We start from the raw sequence: 23,227 nt of genomic DNA, 5'->3' as shown, positions 1-23,227 counted from the left end.
GGCTATTGATATAACATAGCGCAACCCAAGATGCACCTATCCCAGGAACCAGTTAAATTAAGGTTAGTAACAAGTCATACTCAACTGGCGAACACAAATCAAACGCCAACATACCAATAAAGTGCATGGTCCAAATACCACCACCTAAGTCAATGCCACCAATAAGCAACATGGTCTTTTGACGTTGTTGACGTAACCTGCGTTCAGCTTGCGAGGCAACTTGCAGCCCCATAAACGAAGCAAACATGGCAATGATTATTGAAAGCCCGACCAACCAAGGGTTGTAGTTGCCGTAAATAAGAATGCTATCTTGTTCAATGGTAAAGAGTTCAATACTAAATTGTGTAATTATCCAGTCAAACATAGAAAAGGCTATAACCAACAGGAGGGTAATATGTGCAACAAAAGTACCACAGAGAAACTTACTTAGCCAAAGTAAAAAAGTGACAAAAGACCAAGCTCATCTTTTGTCACTTATGGAACCTTGCCACTAATTACAAATTAAATTAAAAGTGAGTACTGCCTTTGCTTACTTTTAATCACATGGATAATCATTTACTAAGGTTTCAAACACCACTTCTTTTAGGGTTTTAGTTTCTAGCTGGCTGATATCAAGTGACTTAGCCAACATAGAAGCAATGGTATGGCGCTGATACTCTATAGGGATACAAAATTGATGTGACTCCTCATCCGGTAAAATAGAGTGGGTTTCTAAAACCCTAGTTTGATAAGCTCGTTTTAAGTAACTACTCGTTTCATCATTATCTGCAATTAACGCTTGAGGTTTCGCCACGCCATCCTCCGACAGCAGCGCCGCATCGATAAAGCCATCAATATACAACTTACAAGCGTTTAATTTGCTTGTACTAGTACCGGATTGATAATCAATACAAGAGGCAATTATTTCTGTTTTCAAATCTGCCCATGCTGGCAGCGAAATCAGAGACACCAATATTACCACGACACTATGCTTTAGCTGTTTGAACATTTTCATTAGATTCTCCTTTAGATTGAGGCAACTTTTTCGACGCTCGGCTCAATAACCACGCCCCGAATACCGCTGACAGTATTGAGCCAACTAACACTCCGACTTTAACTTGAGTTTGATACTCTCGACCTTGCTGCTCAAAGGCTAAGGCGCCGATAAATAAACTCATGGTAAAACCAACGCCACATAACACACACACGCCATATAGTTGCTGCCAATTTGCATCTTTGGGCAACTTACATAGTTTTAGTTTTATTGCCAGCCAGCACGCCGTAAAAATCCCTAGTTGTTTACCGACAAATAGTCCAACGATGATGCCAATCGTAATCGGGGTAAACAGCTGATCGACACCGACATTAGTTAACCCAACACCTGCGTTGGCGAAGGCAAACAAAGGCAAGACAAAGAAAGTAATCCACGGATGCATCCCGTGCTCTAATTGATACGCCATTGACTTAGCATGGTCACGTGCCATTGGAATAAACCACGCTACCGCAAACCCTGCTAACGTTGCATGAACGCCCGATTTTAACACCGCTGCCCACACCACGATTGACACCAAAATAAACGGCGACTTATTTTCAAGCCCTAAGCGATTAAATATAAACAGCACCACAAGGCCAACCGATGCAACAATCAGTGAAAATGGCGCTAAGTTTTCCGAATAAAACAGCGCAATGATAATCACCGCACCAATATCATCAATTATCGCCACCGATAATAAGAACAGTTTCAAACTCGGCGGCAAATGCTTACCAAACATCACAAAGATCCCGAGAGCAAATGCAATATCGGTTGCCGAAGGAATCGCCCAGCCGCCAAGCGCAACAGCATCTTGATAATTAAATGCTGCATAAATAAGTGCTGGCACTGCAATACCTGCAACCGCCGCTAGAAACGGCAGCACAATTTGATCAGGCTTTGATAATTGACCGTAAAATAACTCCCGCTTTATTTCTAACCCGACAACGAAAAAGAACAGTGCCATCAAGCCATCATTAATCCACAAGACCAACGGCTTACTAATAGCAAAGTTGCCTAGCGTGATACTTACCGGAAAATCGAGAAAATCATTGTAGTAATAACTTAAAAAACTGTTGGCCATAAATAACGCCAACGCAGCAGACGTCACCAGCACAATACCTGCACTGGCGTCTGTTTTAATAAAATGCTTCCATCGCTGAATTAGCATTTTCTCGGTCATACTTCCTCCTTTGTCACTAAGCCTTAATGTTATATCTAAGCTAATAGCGCAATAAAAGCCGTTTATACTTGTGATATCATCAACAAAAAGTTGACAATACATAGCCAATAATAGAGAGCCAATCGCTGGAGTTATTGATGACCAAGCTGAATTACCATCACTTAAATTATTTCTACGCCATTGCCAAACACGGCAGTATTGCCAAAGCTGCTCAGCAAATTCATATTTCCCCGCAAACGCTCAGCGCCCAACTCAATCAACTGGAGTCGCAACTAGGATTTCAATTATTTAACCGCAAAGGACGCAGCTTAGTGCTTAATGAAGAAGGGCAAATTGCCTATAACTATGCAGAGGAAATATTTAGCTTGGGTGATGAGCTAGTCAATTCGCTTAAAAATCAGGCGACTAATTTTGCCTATAAATTCTCCATTGGCATCACTGATGTCATCGCCAAGGTCTTTTCGTTTTACATGTTAAAGTCAATTTATACGATGGATGACTCGATTAAGTTAGTGTGTAAAGAAACTAACCTAGAAGTGTTGTTAGGAGAACTCGCAGTCAATAAGCTAGATGCCGTGTTAAGCGATACGCCACTACCTGCTAACTCGCCACTAAAAGCTTACACTCACCTACTGGGAAAATGTGGCTTAAGTTTTTTTGCCACAACGGATATAGCACAGGGCATTAAGGCCGGATTTCCTCAATCACTTGACGGCATGCCATTCTTTACCGCTGGCGAAGGCTCCAACCAATATTTAAGTGTTAGAAGCTGGTTTGATGAATTAGATATTAACCCTGTCATTATTGGTGAGTTTGACGACTCTGTGCTCTCTAAATACTTTGGGCAGGCTGGTTACGGCGTATTCTGTGCGCCATCTATTATAGAGCAGCATGTGATCGAACAATTTAATGTCTCTATCGTCGGGCGCACGCGAGATATTACTGAACACTATTACTTAATTTCACCAGAGCGAAAAATAAAACACCCAGCAGTTAAACACTTAATTAGCGAGGGGAAAAAGCTATTCGCACAAGCCATTACCTAATTAACGGCAGTGGTGTTAAAAATGTGCCTCAGCTAGAGATAGCAATGTGTTTCTATGCATTAGTACTTATGTAAACCAAGGTTAAGTATGAACTATAACGTCTTAGCCAAAGTCGCGGATGGACTTTCTTGAAAGTGTTTTTTGTAATCAGCTGAAAAACGTCCCAAATGTGAAAACCCCCACTGGATAGCAACATCGGTAACGGAGTTAGAACGCTGAGTTTCTAGCTGAGCTTTTACTGCTTCTAATCGCTGAACTTTAAGGTATTGCATCGGCGGCATGCCGATAAATTTGTTAAATCCAGCATATAAACGCTTAGGGTTAACTTCTGATGCCAGTACTATATCATCTAAACTAATTGGCTCTTTTATCGATTGCTGAATAAAGGCCAAAGCTTTATTAATAAAACTGGGTTGATTACTCGCCTGCTGATCTAGCAGCAATTGGCTATAACCGTGATCATGGTTATATAAAATGCCTTTAATCAACATTTGCTCAAACTCTTTATGCATGCTGGTTAAGCACAGCGCATCATTGGCAAAGCTTTGATGAATAAGAAATTGCACAGAATCTTGTAAAAACTTTACTAAAGTATCAGACATCAATAACGCAGGTTTAAAACGCGATGCGGTTAAATGGCTGACCTTCACTAAGCTCATTAACTGACGTTCAAATAAGCTAATTGGACATTTAATTAAGTAACAACAGCTGTCTGGCTCCAGCGTAATTTCACACGCTTTAACATTTGGTTGAAAGCCAATAAAACCATTCTTTTCTTTAATGCCATTACAAATAATATGGCTAGCACCTTTAACTGACAAAAAGATATAACAATACTGTTCAGTAGTGGGAAAGCTCAAAGTACATGAAGTAAAAGCGCATAACTTAGTGATGCTCAGGTCAAATAGCTCTAGCGTTTGTTGCTGTATTCTAACGTATTTATCACTTTCTACATTGATGTTCGAGCTATCAAAATACTCAATAAAAAAACGATGCAAACTAACAGCATCATTTATCCAGTGATTTGATTTAGTGTCAGTAGCAAACATCTGCACAACAACTTTTTACATTTAGTTACTTATTTATACAAAAATGTAAGGAATCTTAGTACTGTGCTCAATGAGATCTTTGTTATCAATTGTTATCCGTTTTCTGACGATTAGCTGGCTATTAATTGACTATTAACTGACTCCTTCTCAACCATTTATCACTAGCCAAAAAAAGCCCGCAGAAAGCGGGCTTTGACGTTAATTAACAAAGATTATTTCAAGCGAAGTTTATTATCGTCTTCACTGCCACCACGTTGGCGTTTCTTTTTTATTTTAACTGATACAGTATCTGCCTTACTAACTGATTTACCTGATTTGGCAACTACAGAGAAAGTCACATAAGTATCTTCATCGACTTCTGGCGCAACAAAAGTCACTTTAGAATAACCAGACTTATCCTGAACACCAAAGTCAATCGTTGGGCCATCTACTTGAGTCCACTCGTAAGTAACATCTTTTAATAAGCTGTACTTAGCACGGGCATAAGCATACAAATTAACTACTTTACCTTCATCTACAGAACGCTTGCTAGCTCCTGCTTTAACAGTAATTTCATTATTTTGTACTGGCGCTTCATCTTCCGTACGGTTCAGGGTTACACGCATAGTACCAATGTTAGTCGGCAATTCAGCTGAAATACCTAATTGTACCGCAGCATAGTGAAGGTCACCTTCTTCCATTGCCGCACTCCAGTTAAGTGTGAAATCAACTTCTTCACCTGCAGCAACCACAGTTGGTGCTTCAGTTGTTAAGGTATCGTCATCATACTTAACCGTAGCTACTGATAATTTTACGGTATCCATTTCTGGCTCACCTTCAACCGGTGGCGCAAAGTTATGAGTTAGAATCCAGTAAGTACCAGGCTCTGGGTCGATAATATCGATTAACTCATCTGAATCCGTACCACCACTGATATAGCGAATATAGTAGAACTCATCAATGTCCGGCTCGCCATCTAGGTTGCCGTCATAACCGATATAAAGGTCGATATCAGGAGAGCTTGCTTCTAATACATCAACCACTAAGCGCTTGGTGCGTGCCTGAACGTTTAATGGAATTGCATGAAGCGTGCTATCAATCGTTTGACCAAAACCAACAACGATGTGGTTAGTGTCATCACGTTGTACTTCAAACTCATGAATATCAGCTTTGGCTAAACCAGTTTTACTCACCTGTAAGTCGTTAGTACCAATGGTTTTGATACCATCAACTTTTTGGCTACCTTCATTTAAGCCTGTGTTGATAACAAAGTTCTCAGGTACGATACCTGCAATAAAGTTTACTGCTACAGGTAAGTGTGCTTCTGGTGTATCAGCATCACTTGGTACTAATACCATCTTACCAAATACCCACTCGTCATTTAGACCTTGTTGTGCTTTGGCAGAAATATTAACTTCTACTTCGTCACCTTCAGCAACCGTGAATGATGAAGGGGTAAAGGTTAACTCATAGTTAGCTGAGTCATATACCGGCTTAATTGTCCAGTCACCAGCCTTAGTCGCTTTGAAAGTACGCGTCCAAGAACACTCAATTAAACAGCCTTTTTTCGCTAAGCTTGGCATGTTCATTTGAGATGGTTCACCGTGCCAACCTTCAATTTCCCCCGTAGTATTGGTTTCTTCCGCTAATGGATTCGCCGCTAAGTAACCTGCTTTAGTTTCATTCATTACTAAACCAGCTTTTACAGCACGACTGATTCGTGTACTACCAGCACCAGCATCAAACGGAGTTGAAGGAAGTAATACACCACTATAGTTGTCATCTTTGAAGGTATCACGTTCGGCGGTTAGCATTAATGCAGATTGCACTTCAGCCGCCGTCCAAGTTGGTTGACTACCCGCAACGAGTACTAAAGCACCAGCAACATGTGGTGTTGCCATCGATGTACCACTCATAAAGCGGAAATCACCTCTAACTTGCTCAGAGTAAGGAATACCACTGTAGTGGTTAGTACCAATACCGCCAGCAAAAATATCAACGCCAGGTGCTGCAATATCCGGCACTAAGTAGTCACCTTCCCAAAGATCTGGGCCACGTGAGCTAAATGGCGCAGCAATATCGCCTTTGCTAGCATCAGACTCAAGTACTGAGTCGTTAAAGCTTACGCTATGACCAGAGCCAGTTGCCATCCATGCACGTAAAGTTTCACCATCAGCTTTATTAATGTGAATAGTCGGTAATGAATGGAAGTCAGATACAACGTTGTTATATTCATCTTCAACATTGACTAAGATCATACCGATTGCGCCCATTTGCTTGGCAATCTTACTCTTATGCACACGTGCTAGTGGTTCACCGTTATAGTTCACACCACCACGGTTACACACTAAGATTTTACCAGCAACTTGTGCTTTAGCTGACCAGTCAACACTACCACATACACCTTCACCGTATGTGTCTTTGTGGTATTGACTTTCAATGTCACCCATATAAATCAATTCACCGCTTGCACCACTAGTTGCACCTTCACCTGACATTTCAGGTAAATCACCAGCGCCCCCAGTGAAAGTAGCTGTTTTACCAGTAAAGGCACGATCATGAGTATAAGCTGCAACAGTTGTTACCCAAGGTGAGTTACCTGGTGAGCCAATAGTTTTTTCACCTGGACCTGCGTTACCAGCAGCAACAGCAATATGAACACCAGCTTCACGGGCACTTAACATCGCAAGCGCATCAGATAAATACCAAGGTGAAGCAGCACTGCCACCTACCGAGTAGTTCATCACATCAACATTATTTTCAATTGCATGTTCAATTGATTTAACCGCTAGTGACGGCCAACAACCTAATGTTGGGTGACAGGTTTGGTAAGAAATAATGTTGGCATTTGGCGCAACACCGGTAACTTGTTCAAACTTAAATTCACCTTGTTCGCCAAGTGCGTTAACTACTGGCACATCTTTTACCGGGTTACCAGCAATGGTTGATGCAACGTGAGTACCATGACCGTGTGAGTCGCGGCCATTACCAAACTGGTTCATTTGCCAAGAGCTATACTGAGAAGTAATTTCTGGGTAGCTGATAACACCCACTAACTTATCATTACAGTGCTCTGGCGCATCAACACACATACCAAAGTAAACACCTTCACCATAAGGGTTAACATGGTCGTAACCTTCGCCGCCATCTTGGCCTGGGTCAATAAATGATGGGTGGAAGGTATAAGTAGAATAGTCACCGTTCCAAGCATACGCAGTATAAGTGGTAATACCGGTATCCATGACACCAACCACCATACCTTCACCTTTAAATGGGGTACCAGTTGCAGAGCCATCCCAAACACCTGGTGCACCAATAAATGATGGACCTCTATCGGTTAATAGCTGTTGACGTTCTTCTTTCGTTACCGCGATAACTTCAGGTAACGCTTCTACCGCTGCAACTTCTTCCGGCGTCAACTCCATTACCATGGCATTTAATGCTAATGAGAATTGCTCTTTAACATTAACGCTACGCTTAGTAATGCGGTTAATGGCCGCTTTAGCATCGGCTTGGCGATCGTTTAAGTAAGCCTTATAGCTAACACTGGCGCTACTTTTGGTATTTAATTTACCTCTAGCTGTCGCGTTTTTGCCTTTAGTTGCCGACATTGAGGTTGGCGCTAAACCTTTGACTTCACCATTGTACAAAGCAATTGGTGCATCTTTTAGTAATACAAAGTAGCGATTAGATTCGATAGCGTTTAAACGTTTCGCGTCAATATTTTGCATATGCGCAGGCTTAACGTTGCTGGCACTATCAATGTTTTGATTAACCGCAGCTTGGGTCATGGTTGCAATGGCTAATGGTAGCGCTAATGCAACTTTAGTTATTGTTAATTTCATATTAAAGCTCCACCTTAGCTATTGATTTTTCTACGACGAGCTAGTGTTGTAAGGCCTAAGAACGCCAACACTAAGCTGCCAAAACTACCACCAGAGCTTGATGAACCTGCATCAACACTATCAGTTTTTGTTTGCGCTACGGCAAAGTTAACTTGGGCAGAAGCTGTATTTTTACCATCAGATAACATCACATTAGCCGATAAATCGCCGTAACTTTGCGGAGTACCTGTAATTTCACCAGCGGTAGAAATGGCTAAGCCTGCTGGTAAATCATCTGAGCTATAGGCTATACCATCACCTTCTGGATCAATAAAGTGGTCTGAAAGATCAACCGATACTGCTTGGCCTTGTTTAGCGACGATAGTTTCGATGTGCTTAGTTTTTTGTGGTGCAACATCATTAACGTTTACCACAGTCACTTTAATTTCCACTTCAGGTGAAGTGTCCATGCCTTGTTTCGCGTAAACCACTAAGTTGAATTCTTTAGTGTCTTCAAAATCAATGGCATCGGTATTTGCCACAGTAATTTCACCATCTTTACTTACGTTAAATGGCGTACCAGGAATGGCATTAAGCAAGAAGATATCAAGCGGCGAATATTCATTAGTATCGCCAACACCAAAGAATGGTAATGAATCTGTGTGAATTTGACCAACAACATGACCATTATCAACATTTTCATAAACACTGAATTCTTGGCCTGCTAATGGTGCTGCAAGATAATCATCAGCATCATCAATACCAGCGGTTTGAATGACATAACCAGTCGCAGTATTAATTAATAACGCACCTGATTTACAACCTACATCAACTGAAGAACCGATACCTACACCACCTTCGGCACAATGTACATCCATTGCCAAACCGAATTTCGCGGTTTCACCAGGAGCTAAGGTGATTTCATGTGAGTAATCTGATACTTCACCACCAGTTACTTTGGCTAAACCAGACTTATAACCAGTTAATGCTGTAACCTGCAATTTCCAAGCCCACTCTGGAGAGTTCTCACACATCCATTCACTGTCTAAACAAACTTCTTCATCGAACACTGTGCCTAACTGTACTGGGTTAAATAGTAAGATATTATCGTCAACACCTGCTTGCGCATCTCGATCGGTTGCAAACTGGTAGCCTAGTTCACCATCAAGTTTTGACGGATCATTAAAGGTATGGTGATACAAATCTTCAACACAAACGTTAGCCACAGCAGTATTGCCATCTGGCGAAACGATTGTTGGTAATGTTGATTTTCTGTATCGGCCTGTTGGGTTTGCTGGATCGTACGATTGATTTAAATCGAGATAGTAAGTTTGCGGCTGAGCATCTTCATTTAATTCAACCCAAACCTTACCTACAACCCCTTCAGGATAAAAGCCAGCACTTGAGTCAACATTAAATGCACTGTAACCGTAGATTTCCATCATTTCAGGGAAATAGATTGACGCCTGAAACATAGTAAAGCCAAAACGATCTGGGTGCTTAGCAATCGCTAAATCTGAACGGTCAAAGAAGCTTGTTGCAACGGTGAATTTTTTACCTGACGTACATTGGGCTTCATCATACACACCTGACGCTGCATATTTTAAAAAGTTACCTTCTGTACGCACTTTGTTTTCGTCTTTATTCTTTACCTCAGTAATTACTGGCAAGGTCATAAAGGTTTGATTAGCACTTGAGGTATTAGTAAATTCCATCGCTAATTGATCAATATTCCACTCAGGAATACCAACATCTTGTCCCCAGTCACCCACTAAGTGGTCTGGACCATAAGCAGTTGAGGCAAAGTCTTTTTCAATAGCGTGAACATTTTTCGGCATTACTAACCAAGGCAAGTTAACCACATCGCGTTGTCTAGACTTTGACGTACTGAAATTTAGATAACCGTTTAAAGCAATTTTCGACCAGTTTTCCAGCGTGTAGTCTGCACTTTCTTTTAATGGCATTTCAGGTAGTTTTTCACCGTCGATAACCATAGATACAGAAAACGTGGCTGATTTACCTTTTTCAATAACAATTGACTCAGGTAAAATCCACTGAATCGCTTCATTACCTGCTTTGTTACCATTCAGTGAAGCTGATGGGTAATAACGCTTAGTTTCTCTTGAGAAGTTTTTAATAGTGACATCACGAGTAAGCGTTAATTTGTTATTCACATCAACAAAACCAAACGCTAAGTTAGGTAAGTAACTATTGGCATCCCATACTACAACATCGCTATCTAATGCTTCTTTAATATCGGTTACACCGCCACCAATGCGCGTTACTTCAGCGTCACCTTTAACATCAGTATTACCTGTGTTAACCAAAATTGCTTTAGCTTCTGCTGCGCTTAACTCTGGACGTTCTGCTAATAACTTAGCTGCCTGACCAGCAACGGTTGCCGCCGCTAACATAGGATCAGTTTTAGTTGCTGATTCAGTACCTGTACCGACTAGCGCAACATTAACATCTTCACCCACTTGCATCGCATCTGGCTTCATAATGAAGTCGCCACGTACTGGGCCATGCGGAGTGAAATCTGATGGCGATACATTTTTGCCATCTAGTTTTACCGAACCAACAGTTAGTGATTCAGGAGAAGCACCACGCCATGCAATGTTGAAGTAAGTTGGGAATTCACCCCATTCACCAGCAGGTGAAACCACAAGGCTACCTAGTGCTGAAATGCTACGCATCATTAAAATGTCTAATACTGGTGAAGAAATACCAGAATCACCTTGTGCGTAGAAACCATTTGAACCTAAAGCGTCGATAATGATAATGTCAGCGCGATCAGAAGTATCGCCATCCATATTTGGATCGATGGCCATTTCTAACGCTGGGTAATTATAATCGCGATAATCAACATAAACGGCGTCGCTATCTTTAGCACCGGTCGTTTTATAGGCGTAAATTTTAGCGTCTGGTGCTTGTTTTAAAATTTCTGCCGCAATCATAGTACCGCGACCTGCAACGTATTCTACACCGTAGTACGGATCAGTAACGTTGTTTTGGCGCTCGATTGGGTTGTAATCTAAGTTATTGGCAATATGTTCACTGGTAAAGTCGAAACCACCAATAACTGTGTCAGTAGGGAAACCATCCCATGCATTGCTTCGGTTTTCCCAAGCTTCTGCATAAGCGTCAGCTTCGCCACTGCCACCTAGTGCTTTATGAGTGTAATCAACACCGCTACTGATAATAGCAACGGTAACACTTTTACCTGCATCATTAACTTTGTAGAACGGATATTGCTGATCAAGATTTGGCTTGTCAGTAATCGCTGCATTGCTCAATTGGTTAATTGAAGCAATACCTTCGTAGCTTTGTAACGAGTTAGCTGCTTCATGTGTCATTTGCACATGCAACATATTGTTAACTAGGCGTACGCGGTTGTTAACAAAAGCGTTTGGATCAACCGCTGTAATGTGTTGCATTAGAAGATCTTGTTCGTCTTCTACCATTTCAATGGCTTGTTGTTTATCAATACCATCTTTGAAGTACTGGTTATGTAATGCACCAGGTAACTTCAACATTATGCTGTAAACACCAACTTGTGATTGGTTAAATACAGGCGTTTGATCGACTGTTAGTTTGCTGTCCCTTATGGGGCTGTTACCGGCAATAGCTGATGCACCGGTAAGTAACATCGCCATTGAGATAGCAGAGAGCGTAAATTTTTGTCTCATTTCTCTGACCCTTTAATATAGTTATATTTCCTCTCAACCTATTATTAAAATTCTTGGTTAAGAGGTTCACTGATACTAGGCAAAGAGTTCATGACTCAACTATCCGTTTTTTGCGTTTCTATCCGATTTTTTAACCATCATGTATCCTGTATTACCATTTAATTTTCATTGGATTTTCTAACGTTTTTATTGATAGAATTTTTATTAAGGGAAGCAACCCCCCTAAAAATTGAATGTTGGCTGTACTTTTAGTTACCAGACGCGTATAAAGTCTCACCGGTTTTTAGTGAAAAATTAAGCAAAGAAAAACAATGTTATCAATTGTTATCGGATATATCTGGTGGTAACAATTACTGTTAAGCTTGGTTTAATAGAGTATTTTGTAGTAATAAGTTGTGTCGCGTTTTATTCATTTTATTTTCATTTTTATTCTTTCCTCTGCGCCTTTTCTAGCGCCGAGTGCTAATGCTGCTAGCGATACTGAACTAACTGAAATTGGTCAATTAAATCTATCGGTTTCAGTTGGTGCCGGTTTTGCTACCAACCCAGTCAATGGCGGTGAAAATCTACCGCTAGTTATTGTGCCTAGCATGAGTTATTACGACGAAAAGCTGTTTTTTGACAATGGGGTATTAGGTTACACCTTAGTAGAAGATGTGCGCTTTGCCGTTAGCTTAGTGAATAAGCTGAACTTTAATGGCTTCTTTTTTGAAGATATCAATGCCGGTAGCGTATTACTGGCAACCTTAGTGTCTGATGGTTTTAGTGGCGATGTTGGCGCTTGGGATCAAATAGAAACTTTCACCGAACACAAACTTACCATAGATGATATTGCTTCAAGAAAGTGGAGTGTCGATACCGGGTTACAAGTGAACTGGTTTATTGACGATTCATGGCACTTTGTTGCCAGTGCTTCATTAGATAGCACAGGTGTCCACCATGGTGAATCGGCACATGTTGAAATTAGTAAATTGCGACAAATTGATTCAACACAACTTTTGGTCACCTCTTTTGGCATCAATTGGCAAAGTAGCCAAGTGAATAATTATTACTATGGCATTAGTGAACGCGATACCGACCAAAGCTCAATGTTCTATCAAACCACTGATGCCTGGATGCCCTATATTAAAGTTTCTTCAATGACTAAGCTTTCCGACCAATGGAGTTTAGTACTTTCAACCAAAATTAATTACATCGATGATGCGATCACGGATAGTCCATTATTAAACACTTCTTTGCGTTACGTAGTGTTTTCTGGGTTTAGATATGATTTTTAACCTAGCGAAGGTGCATCAGATTTTGCTTAGTTTTCCAGTAAAGATTAGCTACAGCGCTCTCGGATGCGTGTTCGCAGCTTGCAGTTATCTGATTTTCCCCATGACCGCGAGCGCTGAGCGGATAACAGTTCCAACCAAATTTGAAATTTTGCCAACCACTTGCATGACGTTAACGCCACAGTCGAAATGTCAGATGGAATTAATCATTAATTGGCAACATCACATACCATTTTCAGGCTGTGTGGTATTAGATAAAAGCCAGCTAAAATGTTGGAAGGGCCAACGTTCAGGGCAATTAGTTAAAGCGGTAACCGTTGACGAAAGCAGTAAAATTTCCTTTGTAGAATCGAAAACAAAACAAGCATTATTCGAAAAATCTATTAATATCAGGTATGTACATCCAAAAAATCAGCGACGGCGTTTACGCTCAGACTGGAGTATTTTTTAATGGCAGATATTTTATTAGTAGAAGATGATGAGCGCTTAGCTCAATTGGTTAAAAGCTTCCTAACTGTTAACGAGTTTAATGTCAGCATTGCAGGTGACGCCAAATCAGGATTAACGCAACTTCAACAACATAATCCTGATTTAATTTTACTTGATATTAATTTGCCCGATGAAGACGGCTTCACCCTTTTTAGCAAACTGCGCCAACAAACCCAAGCTCCTATCCTTTTTCTTACTGCCAAAGACAGCAATACTGACCACTTAAGAGGTTTAGAGTTAGGTGCTGACGATTATATTATTAAACCGATAGATCCCCCCATTCTGCTAGCTCGCATTAATAATATTTTGAAACGTTTCAGCCAAAGCGACAACGCCACAACAAAAGAAACCTTAACCTTTGGCCAATTAACTATTTGTAAAATCAAGCGCCAAGTATTTTGGCGCAGTGAGCTAGTAAACACCACGAATCATGAATTTGAGCTACTAACACTGTTAGCTGATCATGCCGGAGAAATCCTGAACCGAGACTTTATTCACCAACAGATGATAGGCCGAGAATATGACGGCTTAGATCGTACAGTTGATGTGCGCGTATTCAAGTTACGTAAGAAATTTGATGATGATGTAAAACAACCAAGTAAAATTATAACTGTATGGGGCAAAGGCTACCAATTCTGTCCGGACGCTTGGAACGATTAGTTGGCTGTAGATAAATGACACGCCTATTTTTACAGCTTTACTTAGTTGTTACTGCGGCACTGCTGCTTATTGGTTGGGTTACCGAACTTGCTTGGAAGTCTAATCAAGCCTCTAGCGACAACGACTTACACCAACTCGCACAATTAGCCACCTTGCTACCACACCCTGTAGATGCGAATGCCTTGGCACAGTTCGAACAACAAACCGGCGTCAAAATATCTCAGCAAAGTGCTCGCTCTGTTGCATTGTTATCATCACAGTACCAACAACTATCAAAAGGCCAAGCAATTATCAGCTATGATGAAAATGATAGTTTGTTTATTTATGTCATGAGCAGTGATCTTCGCTCATTAACCATCGTTGGCCCAATCACTATTGCCCCGACACAAAATATTTTTAGGCAATTTTTGCTACTTGCCTCTTACCTGTTTCTAGCTATTGTTATCTTGCTGTGGAGTCGACCATTGTGGCAAGACTTAAACCGATTAAATATGCTGGCAAGCCAATATGGTAAAGGTAATTTTGACGAAAAACTCGATATTAAAAGAACATCAGTAGTTTACCCATTGGCAAAAGCTTTAAAGCGTATGGCGGAAAAAATAGCCTCATTATTATCCGATCAGCGACTTGCCTTTAATGCTGTTAGTCATGATATTCGCACGCCACTGAGTCGACTTAAATTTACCGCGGCGCTGCTACCTGAAAATGCACAAAACTTACAAGAAGAAATCAAGCAAGATGTCTCAGAAATAGAGACTCTCTTAGACACTATTTTAAATTATGGGCGATTAGAGTCTAACCTTGAAACGTTAGAGTTAGCTGAGCTTAATTTAACCGAGTTGATTAACCATCAAATACAAAAACTACAACTTAATGCAGCGTGCCCTATACACTTCGATGTTCAAGAATCAATTCTACTAAATTGTGATGGCCATTTAATAGAACGGGCACTTCAAAACGGCCTAACTAATGCGATTAAATATGCTAACTCAAAAGTCGAGGTGAGTATTACTCAAAAAACATATTATATCGCTATTGAAATTGATGATGACGGGCCTGGCATACCTGAAGATCAGCGAGAAGCCGTGTTTTTACCATTTTCACGACTGGAAACAAGCCGAAATAAGCACTTAGGAGGCTTTGGCTTGGGGTTAGCGATTACCAAAAAAATCATGCGCAAACATCAAGGCGACTGTTATTTTGAAGACTCTAACCTTGGTGGTGCCAAATTAGTGTTGAAGCTGCCACTTTAATTAGCTTTTTTCATATAAAATACCCTATTATTGAAGCCAAGTAGCAGAACCGTTAGAATCAATCATGCTCATTAATTACTCAATAACTTTCAGGTGAACATCTGTGGAACTTGTAACCCTCCAATGGATAACACTTTTTACTGGTTTGACATTTATGTTTGCCCAGTTATTGATAAGTAAAAAACACACCTCGCATATTTTATTTGCAATATTTTGCGGCTCTGTTGCGATGTCAGTGGCGCAAGATATTTCTGGAGATAGTATAGGCGCCTACAAATACTTAATTGGCATGGCCGCTTGCGCTACATGTAACTGCTATTGGTTGTTATCACGCAGTTTATTTCGCGGTGAAAATAGCATTTCAGTTCAACATCTTTTATTGGCTGCCGCTATTGCCATATTAATTATGTTTAATCAGGGCTACTTATTTGCTAGCAAAATCGACTTAGTTCACTCCGCGACAAGTAATTTCGCGCAACATGCTTTGCGTGAAATAACCATGCTATTATCCTCTTGTATTCTAGTACTCTCTTTTTGGGAGGGTTGTAGAGGATTCTCTGTGGCTAATCCAAAAGAAAAAGTCCAACGCCTGCTATTCTTATTTACCTTTGGTGGTGCGGTTGCTTTTAGCAAAGCGTTGAATGCAATTTTAGCTGGTAATCCAGTTGCGCAAGAAATGGCAACTACCATTATTATTCTATTCGTGTTGTTCAATACTCATATACTAATACTATGGCGTTTCAAATTCGCACTGCCGAAAACATCTGTTAAGAAAGAACACCAAGCATCAATGCAGAGACATGGAGACGAAAAGGGTTCTTCAAAGGCAACTCCTTCAACGACTGTCACTTTATCTACTGACACTTTAAAGACAGGTGACTCTAACGCGAATTGTCTAACACCGACACTATCACCCCAAATTGATGAGAGCGAGCTTTCAATTCAAGTGAAATCGCTAATTGTAGACCAGTGTTTATTTTTACAACCTAACTTAAAAATTGCCGATGTCGCGCGAAAGCTCGACGTACCTGAATATAGAGTTAGCAATGCACTTAGACACAATTTAAATGCTCGAAACTTTAACCAGTATGTAAACGAACTACGAATAAAACATGCTAAATCTTTACTTGCTGATTCAGATAAACGCAAATGGCCAGTACTAGTAGTTGGTCTGGAAAGTGGTTTTGCCTCGGTAGGACCTTTTACACGAGCGTTTAAAGCCATCACAGGTTATACACCAAATCAATACCGTCAAAGATTTATCCCTTAAAAGCCATCATTAATAGCCTTATTAACAGCTAAGCTTGCCGCTATCCCTACTGTTACGAATATAGCTTTAAAGTTTTAGTCAATATGTGAATAACGATAAAAACACCTATTTTATTGTGCCGAATTCGAAATTAGGCGCGAAAAAAGCGCTTAAAATTCTGAAACTGGTTGCTCTATTTGATTAAACGCAGAGTATGATAATGACTGAAGCAGTTATAAACTCCCCTTTATTTGGTTTGCAGCGTGCAAACAAAACACTAGATCTGAGTATAAAAAGCTGGTTTACCATTACCTTTATTGGCCAATGGGCATTTGCCTTTTATATTCTCACTATCTATACCCTTACCTTAGCCAATGGTCTAAATGTCACTGACTTTAGCCCAGCACCTAACCTGAAAAACGCTGACAGTACAGTACGCTTAATGTTCTTTTTTCATGTTATTCCGGCAATTTACTTATCACTATTTGGTATTAGCCAACTAATTCCCGCAATCCGCAATAAATACAGAGTATTTCATCGCTGGAATGGCAGAATATTTTTAGCCTTAGGCTTTACTGGTGCTTTAACGGGCTTATTTTTACAGTGGTCTAAAGGCTTACAAACCAATACTGCTGCTTCGCTCGGTATTAGCTTAAATGGCTTGCTAATTTTAGTTGCGGTATTTTTTACTTGGCGTTATGCCACCAATAAGCGTTTTGACTTACATCAACGCTGGGCAATTCATACGTTCTTTTTAGTCAATGGCGTGTGGACCTTTAGGCTTTACTTAATGGGGTGGTATATGGTTAATCAAGGTCCTAACGGCAATAGCTCCAATGTCGATGGGCCGATGGATATTTTTCTATCATTTGCGTGTTATTTATTTCCTATGGCTGCTACTGAATTTTATTTTTGGCTAAAAAAACAACGTACAACTAGCACAATTTGGAGCGGCTCCGTGGTAATAACTATTGGTGCGTTAATCACTTTAGTTGGTGTCAGCGCTGCTATTATCATGATGTGGTATCCAAGAATAGCTAAAGTTTTAGCGACAATTTAACTTAGTTTTGAAGAGTAATAGTACGCATATCAAGCGATATTGTTCAATCATTAGGCATAAAAAAACCAGCTTGTTAGCTGGTTTTATATTTCTCTAGATTTTTCTAAATCTGAGAATGGTACCGGAGGCCGGACTTGAACCGGCACGCCCGCAAAGGCAACGGATTTTGAATCCGTCGTGTCTACCAATTCCACCACTCCGGCAACACGTGACCAATCGTTTTCACGAAAGTGTTTGGCATTATACGAGAACTTTAGCGCCAAGCAATCATTTTTATTCATTTGCATATCAAGTGTTTAATATTCAGGCAAATTAGTAGTTTTTAAAATTGCGTATCCGTAGTTTTGCCACTTTCTCTTTTGTAATTTTAAGTGGGTGCACTGTATACTAGCGCCAGTTTATCTATACTTATTTTGTTTATTCATGACTGAATCTACTAAGCCGTTAGAAAGTTCTCAAGACACTACTTTTGTTCGCTATACCGACTTCCCTCGCGCAGGTTTTTTCCGCCGTTTAGGCTCTTGGATTTATGATGTGCTGATCGCCTTATCGGTTTATATGATTGCCGGAGCAATTGGTTTTGGCTTATTTGCTCTTGCCGCCAAGTTTGGCTTAGTTGATATGCAAGGTTACCAACACCTAATAGAGGCCCAACAAAGCTCGCTGCTTTATAGTAGTTTGATTTATAGCTGGAGTATTAGCTGGGTTGGATTTTTCTTTGTCTATTTTTGGGCACGAAGTGGTCAAACGATCGGCATGAAGGCATGGCGGTTACGCTTACAAAATCACGATGGTAGTTTAATTTCTAAAACGACAGGCGTTAAACGGCTGCTACCGACGTTATTAGGCTTGGGCAATTTATTAGTGCTTTTCGATCGTAAAAATAAATTAAGCCTGCAAGATAGGTTAACTAATACGGAAGTGGTGGTGTTATCACTTGAAGCGAATAAAACGAAGCTTTAGCCAAATATCATACCTTGTAATGGCGGGCGAGCTACTTAACTATTTAAGCAGCGCGCCGCTTCATTAACCATATTGCGATTGAGACAAATAAAATACTCGGCATTACCGCACCAAATATTGGCGGCAGTTGATAAACTAAACTAAGCGAGCCAAATACTTGATTGGTAAGATGGAATAATAAACCCGTTAACACCCCCATCATTATTCTTGCGCCCATTGACACTGAACGTAATGGACCGAAGATAAATGACAGTGCCACTAATAACATCACCGCAACGGTTAAAGGCTGCATTATTTTGCGCCAAAACGCTAATAAATAACGGCTTTTATCCTGCTCATTTTGTGATAAATAATCTAAATAGCTAATCAACCCTTGTAACGATAGTGACTCTGGCTTAACCGTTACCACGCCTAATTTTTCTGGCGTTAAACTCGAATTCCAGCTCACACTGTCGAAATGCTGCGCGCTAATGTTATCTTGGTCCACTTTTGTATGAGTGACATTAGTGAGATGCCAAGCGCCATTTATATATTCGGCTGAATCAGCAGATAGCCAGCTATCTAACTTAAGATCAGGGTTAAAACGGTACACTTGCACTTTACGCAGTGTGCCCTGATCTTCCACTTCGGTAATATGAACAAAGTAATCACTGTCTTTTGCCCATACGCCATTTTTTGAGGAGATTAAGCTACCTCCGGAAATAGCTTGAGCTCGAAGCTCTCTGGCAGAGGCTTCACCTACTGGTGCTAGCCACTCACCGATTGCCATTGAAATTAAAATAAGTACCACAGCCGTTTTCATCGCCGATTTAACAATACTAAACTTCGACAATCCCGCGGCCTGCATCACCACTAATTCACTATTACTGGCGAGCATACCAATTCCAATTAAGCCGCCAATAAGTGCAGCCATTGGAAAGAATATTTCTAAATCTCGCGGTACAGCATAAAGAACATACAAAGCGGCATGGGCCAATTCATAATCGCCTCGACCAACATCACTCATTTGCTCAACAAACTTGATGATGCCGCTAACACTGACGAATACCAATAAGGTAATAAATGTCGTAGAGGCAATAACGCGACCTATGTAGGCATCTAAAATTCTCACGATGCACTACCTCGCACTTGATGTCGTTTAGGCATAATTGATTTTAGTTTTAAGCCACTACTTCGGCTTCTCATTAACAAGCTGCCACCTAGCACCAGTGCCAATAAATGTACCGGCCACAGGCCGACATAATAAGGTAAGGCATTACCTTCAACACCTGATCGCATTGCGGTTAATAGCAAGAAGTAAGCTAAAAACATCAGTAAGGCCGGAAGCAGTTTGGCAAACTTGCCTTGTCGAGGATTAACAACGCTTAGCGGTACTGCAATAAAGGTTAAAATAATACAAGCTAACGGAAATGCTATACGCCATTGTATGGCCGCCTGAGCATCTTGTGTTGTATCAAAAAACAAATCTTTGGTCGCTACTGCACCGATTTTTCGGCGTTTATGTTCCACTTTTTGATCTTGTATTTGAATGTAGTATTTATCAAAGGCCACTGTTCTAAATTCGCCAGTGGCAATATCACTTTGATAACGAGTGCCGTTTTCTAAAATTAAGCGCTGTAAGCCAGAGTCTTCCTCGATCACTTTACCTTTACTGGCATAAACCAAACTTGAATTAATAACATTTTCAACGCCTGTTTCATCGTCTGGTAATTGCGCAACAAATACTTTTTGGTAGGAATTATCGTTTCTGTCTTTATTGTGAATAAACACCACGGCTTTTTTATTGCCGGTGTTTTGAAAACGCCCTGCAACCATGGCACTTATACCGGCATCTGCCGCCAATTTTTCTTTGACTTGATACTCGTATTCAGCCGCCATGGGCGAAAGATACAAGGTAAAAATACCGGTAAAAATAGCAGTAACTAGACTTAAAATCAGCGTAACTCGCACCACATACCATTCACTCACCCCACAAGCATGTAATACCGTCATTTCACTATCAGCATAAATACGACCGTAAGCTAATAGCACCCCCAAAAACAAACTCAATGGTAATAGCATACCGGCGAGATCTGGCATTTTAAGCCCAATAAACACCATAACAAGATGGCCGGGTATACCACCTTCAGATGCATCGTCTAGTACACGAACGAATTTTTGACTGATAAAAATGGTCATCAACACAAAGAAAACAGCTAATTGCGTCTTAGCCACTTCCTTCAATAGATAACGAAATATAATCACTTAAACACCTAACAGGAAACTCACACTAAAAACTTAGTTTTTTTCTGACATTTGAGCAATTTTTAAGTAAAATTGCTATTTTTATACATAATAAAACTAACTTGCTCGTAGCAAACAGGACGAATGCAGCTATAATTATAGCCCTTAGCGCTATCTAATTCATAGTAAGCATATCTGTTAATTAGAGATTTTATCAAGTTTAATAATATTCGAAGCTCGGTTTAATCGTATTTCGAGTGCAATTACACGCAAGTAGCTCAGTAGGAGAATTCATGGAATTTAGTGTAAAAAGTGGTAGCCCTGAAAAACAACGCAGTGCCTGTATTGTTGTTGGTGTTTTCGAGCCCCGCCGTTTATCCGCTATTGCTGAACAATTAGATGAAATTAGTGAAGGTTATATCAGTAACTTATTACGTCGCGGTGATCTGGAAGGAAAATCGGGCCAAATGTTGCTCCTCCATCATGTGCCAAATATTTTAAGTGAGCGCGTGTTATTAGTTGGCTGTGGTAAGGAACGTGAGCTAGACGAACGTCAATACCGTCAAATTATCAGCAAAACCATTAATACCCTAAACGAAACGGGCTCAATGGAAGCGGTATGCTTTTTATCTGAATTACACGTCAAAGGCCGTGATACCTACTGGAAAGTAAGACAAGCAGTAGAAGCGACGAAAAATTGCCTTTATAGCTTTAACAGCTTAAAAACTCGTAAAGAAGAACCGCGCCGTCCACTGCGTAAAATTGTATTTAACGTACCAACGCGCCGTGAATTACCCATTGGTGAACGCGCTATTGCGCACGGTCTAGGTGTTTCAGAAGGTATCAGCACCTGCAAAAATGTTGCGAACATGCCACCAAATATTTGTAACGCTGGATATCTTGCAGAACAAGCCAAAACCTTAGCCAATGATTATGACAAAGTCAGCGTTGATGTAGTGGGTGAGCAAGAAATGGAAGCCCTAGGTATGGGGTCATATCTAGCGGTTGGCCGTGGTTCGGTTAACGAGTCTATGATGAGCATCATTAATTACCAGGGTGGAGAAACAGGTCAAGCACCAATAGTTTTAATTGGTAAAGGTTTAACCTTTGACTCAGGTGGTATTTCAATTAAGCCAGGCGAAGGCATGGATGAAATGAAATATGATATGGGTGGTGCTGCTAGTGTCCTTGGTGCAATGCACGCGTTAGCTGAATTAGACTTGCCAATTAACGTTATTGGTATTTTAGCCGGTTGTGAAAACATGCCTGATGCCAATGCCTACCGACCAGGAGATATTTTAACCACGATGTCAGGTCAAACGGTTGAAGTTCTTAATACTGACGCTGAAGGCCGATTAGTACTGTGTGATGTGCTAACTTACGCAGAACGCTTTGAGCCAGAAGCCGTTATTGACGTAGCTACCTTAACGGGTGCTTGCGTTGTCGCGTTAGGTAAACATGCCTCAGGCTTGATGAGTAATCACAACCCGCTTGCTCACGAATTATTAAATGCCTCAGACCAAAGTGGTGATCGCGCATGGCGCTTACCTCTTTGGGACGAATACAACGAGCAACTTGAAAGCCCATTTGCCGATTTTACTAACTTAGGCGGCCGCGCAGCAGGAACGATTACTGCTGGCTGTTTCTTAGCAAAATTTGCCAAAAAATACCATTGGGCACATTTAGATATTGCTGGCACAGCATGGAACGGCGCGGGTAAGTTGAAAGGTTCCACTGGACGCCCAGTTAGCATGCTAACGCAATTTTTATTAAATCGCGCCGGTGCAGAGCAAAGCGAATAATTGGGTATGCAAACGCAGGCAGTATTTCATTTAATTCCTGATGGCGCTAGTGAATTAGCCAACGTGCAATATGCTTGTGCGTTGGCAGCAAACTATTACCGTCAGCAACAGAAAGTCTACATACTAACTAATGACCAAGCGCAAGCTCATCAAGTCGATGAGTTGTTATGGTCATTTGAGCCTGACAGCTTTGTACCGCACAATTTAGTCGGTGAAGGCCCTCGCCAAGGTGCGGCAGTAGAGATTGGTTGGCAACCGCCTAAAGGTAGGCGACCGGTGTTAATCAATCTCTCTCAAACCATGCCGACATTTGCCGGACAATTTTCTCACATTGTTGATTTCGTCCCAAATGCTGAAAATGAAAAGCAATTAGCCAGAGAACGCTTTAAGGCGTGTAGGCAAATGGGCTTTAACGTGGACACCCACACCATTAACAGCTAACGAAATCAGTTTAAACAACATAAGCGAATAGACA

General features: G+C 40.8%; 18 protein-coding genes and 1 tRNA gene. 10 read left to right on the top strand and 9 right to left on the bottom strand.

The features are described 5' to 3' along the window. Positions 1 to 52: 52 nt before the first annotated feature. From ACOB82_RS05270 to nhaA, 3 genes are all read right to left on the bottom strand, one after another. Positions 53 to 364 carry an MHYT domain-containing protein gene (locus ACOB82_RS05270; protein WP_448211894.1) on the bottom strand — a complete coding sequence of 104 codons (312 nt, stop codon included), beginning with the start codon at positions 362 to 364 and terminating at the stop codon, positions 53 to 55. 171 nt (positions 365 to 535) lie between these two features. Beyond that, complete coding sequence (locus tag ACOB82_RS05265; RefSeq protein ID WP_448211893.1) at positions 536 to 994, bottom strand: hypothetical protein; 459 nt, start codon at positions 992 to 994, stop codon at positions 536 to 538. Further along, positions 966 to 2,192, bottom strand: a complete 1,227-nt coding sequence (gene nhaA / locus ACOB82_RS05260) for a Na+/H+ antiporter NhaA (protein ID WP_448211892.1) — start codon at positions 2,190 to 2,192, stop codon at positions 966 to 968. Before nhaA ends, ACOB82_RS05265 begins: the two co-directional genes overlap by 29 nt. Positions 2,193 to 2,329: 137 nt before the next feature. Here nhaA and nhaR point away from each other — a divergent pair, with 137 nt between their 5' ends. Continuing rightward, positions 2,330 to 3,238, top strand: a complete 909-nt coding sequence (gene nhaR, locus ACOB82_RS05255) for a transcriptional activator NhaR (RefSeq protein WP_448211891.1) — start codon at positions 2,330 to 2,332, stop codon at positions 3,236 to 3,238. A gap of 92 nt (positions 3,239 to 3,330) precedes the next feature. Here nhaR and ACOB82_RS05250 read toward each other — a convergent pair whose 3' ends face one another. The 3 genes from ACOB82_RS05250 to ACOB82_RS05240 all read right to left on the bottom strand — a co-directional run bounded on the left by ACOB82_RS05250 (position 3,331) and on the right by ACOB82_RS05240 (position 11,779). Next, on the bottom strand, positions 3,331 to 4,287 hold the full coding sequence (locus tag ACOB82_RS05250; protein ID WP_448211890.1) for a helix-turn-helix domain-containing protein: 957 nt from the start codon (positions 4,285 to 4,287) through the stop codon (positions 3,331 to 3,333). A 212-nt stretch (positions 4,288 to 4,499) separates the two neighbouring features. Further along, a complete protein-coding gene (locus ACOB82_RS05245; protein ID WP_448211889.1) occupies positions 4,500 to 8,111 on the bottom strand; it encodes a S8 family serine peptidase in 3,612 nt (1,203 codons plus the stop codon). Between the two features lie 14 nt (positions 8,112 to 8,125). After that, positions 8,126 to 11,779 (bottom strand): S8 family serine peptidase, encoded by a 3,654-nt coding sequence (locus tag ACOB82_RS05240; RefSeq protein WP_448211888.1) that lies wholly within the window; start codon positions 11,777 to 11,779, stop codon positions 8,126 to 8,128. 395 nt (positions 11,780 to 12,174) lie between these two features. Here ACOB82_RS05240 and ACOB82_RS05235 point away from each other — a divergent pair, with 395 nt between their 5' ends. The 6 genes from ACOB82_RS05235 (at position 12,175) to ACOB82_RS05210 (ending at position 17,764) form a co-directional block, all read left to right on the top strand. Continuing rightward, positions 12,175 to 13,056 carry a MipA/OmpV family protein gene (locus ACOB82_RS05235; RefSeq protein WP_448211886.1) on the top strand — a complete coding sequence of 294 codons (882 nt, stop codon included), beginning with the start codon at positions 12,175 to 12,177 and terminating at the stop codon, positions 13,054 to 13,056. A gap of 100 nt (positions 13,057 to 13,156) precedes the next feature. Beyond that, a complete protein-coding gene (locus ACOB82_RS05230; RefSeq protein ID WP_448211885.1) occupies positions 13,157 to 13,504 on the top strand; it encodes a DUF3019 domain-containing protein in 348 nt (115 codons plus the stop codon). Then, positions 13,504 to 14,202 (top strand): response regulator transcription factor, encoded by a 699-nt coding sequence (locus ACOB82_RS05225; RefSeq protein ID WP_448211884.1) that lies wholly within the window; start codon positions 13,504 to 13,506, stop codon positions 14,200 to 14,202. The genes ACOB82_RS05230 and ACOB82_RS05225 overlap by 1 nt, the downstream gene beginning before the upstream one ends. A 14-nt stretch (positions 14,203 to 14,216) precedes the next feature. Further along, the gene (locus ACOB82_RS05220) at positions 14,217 to 15,455 is read left to right on the top strand and encodes an ATP-binding protein (RefSeq protein ID WP_448211883.1); all 1,239 of its coding nucleotides are present in this window, start codon (positions 14,217 to 14,219) and stop codon (positions 15,453 to 15,455) included. Between the two features lie 103 nt (positions 15,456 to 15,558). Then, positions 15,559 to 16,725 carry a helix-turn-helix domain-containing protein gene (locus tag ACOB82_RS05215; RefSeq protein ID WP_448211882.1) on the top strand — a complete coding sequence of 389 codons (1,167 nt, stop codon included), beginning with the start codon at positions 15,559 to 15,561 and terminating at the stop codon, positions 16,723 to 16,725. A 199-nt stretch (positions 16,726 to 16,924) separates the two neighbouring features. Beyond that, entirely contained in the window at positions 16,925 to 17,764 is an 840-nt protein-coding gene (locus ACOB82_RS05210) for a DUF2306 domain-containing protein (protein WP_448211881.1), read from the top strand. Between the two features lie 116 nt (positions 17,765 to 17,880). Here the strand turns inward: ACOB82_RS05210 and ACOB82_RS05205 are convergent. Continuing rightward, positions 17,881 to 17,967 (bottom strand) — tRNA-Leu (locus tag ACOB82_RS05205). 220 nt (positions 17,968 to 18,187) lie between these two features. Here ACOB82_RS05205 and ACOB82_RS05200 point away from each other — a divergent pair. Further along, positions 18,188 to 18,727 carry an RDD family protein gene (locus ACOB82_RS05200; protein WP_448211880.1) on the top strand — a complete coding sequence of 180 codons (540 nt, stop codon included), beginning with the start codon at positions 18,188 to 18,190 and terminating at the stop codon, positions 18,725 to 18,727. Positions 18,728 to 18,770: 43 nt separating this feature from the next. Here ACOB82_RS05200 and lptG read toward each other — a convergent pair whose 3' ends face one another. Continuing rightward, positions 18,771 to 19,841 (bottom strand): LPS export ABC transporter permease LptG, encoded by a 1,071-nt coding sequence (gene lptG / locus ACOB82_RS05195; protein ID WP_448211932.1) that lies wholly within the window; start codon positions 19,839 to 19,841, stop codon positions 18,771 to 18,773. Then, positions 19,835 to 20,971 carry an LPS export ABC transporter permease LptF gene (gene lptF / locus ACOB82_RS05190; protein ID WP_448211879.1) on the bottom strand — a complete coding sequence of 379 codons (1,137 nt, stop codon included), beginning with the start codon at positions 20,969 to 20,971 and terminating at the stop codon, positions 19,835 to 19,837. Before lptF ends, lptG begins: the two co-directional genes overlap by 7 nt. A 272-nt stretch (positions 20,972 to 21,243) precedes the next feature. Here lptF and pepA point away from each other — a divergent pair, with 272 nt between their 5' ends. Beyond that, positions 21,244 to 22,752: a leucyl aminopeptidase gene (pepA, locus tag ACOB82_RS05185; protein WP_448211878.1), complete on the top strand. Its 1,509-nt coding sequence runs from the start codon at positions 21,244 to 21,246 to the stop codon at positions 22,750 to 22,752. Positions 22,753 to 22,758: 6 nt separating this feature from the next. Further along, the gene (locus ACOB82_RS05180; RefSeq protein WP_448211877.1) at positions 22,759 to 23,193 is read left to right on the top strand and encodes a DNA polymerase III subunit chi; all 435 of its coding nucleotides are present in this window, start codon (positions 22,759 to 22,761) and stop codon (positions 23,191 to 23,193) included. Positions 23,194 to 23,227 lie beyond the last annotated feature (34 nt).

It is taken from the genome of Colwellia sp. MEBiC06753, assembly GCF_053470325.1.
This window is presented reverse-complemented; position numbering and strand designations above follow the sequence as displayed.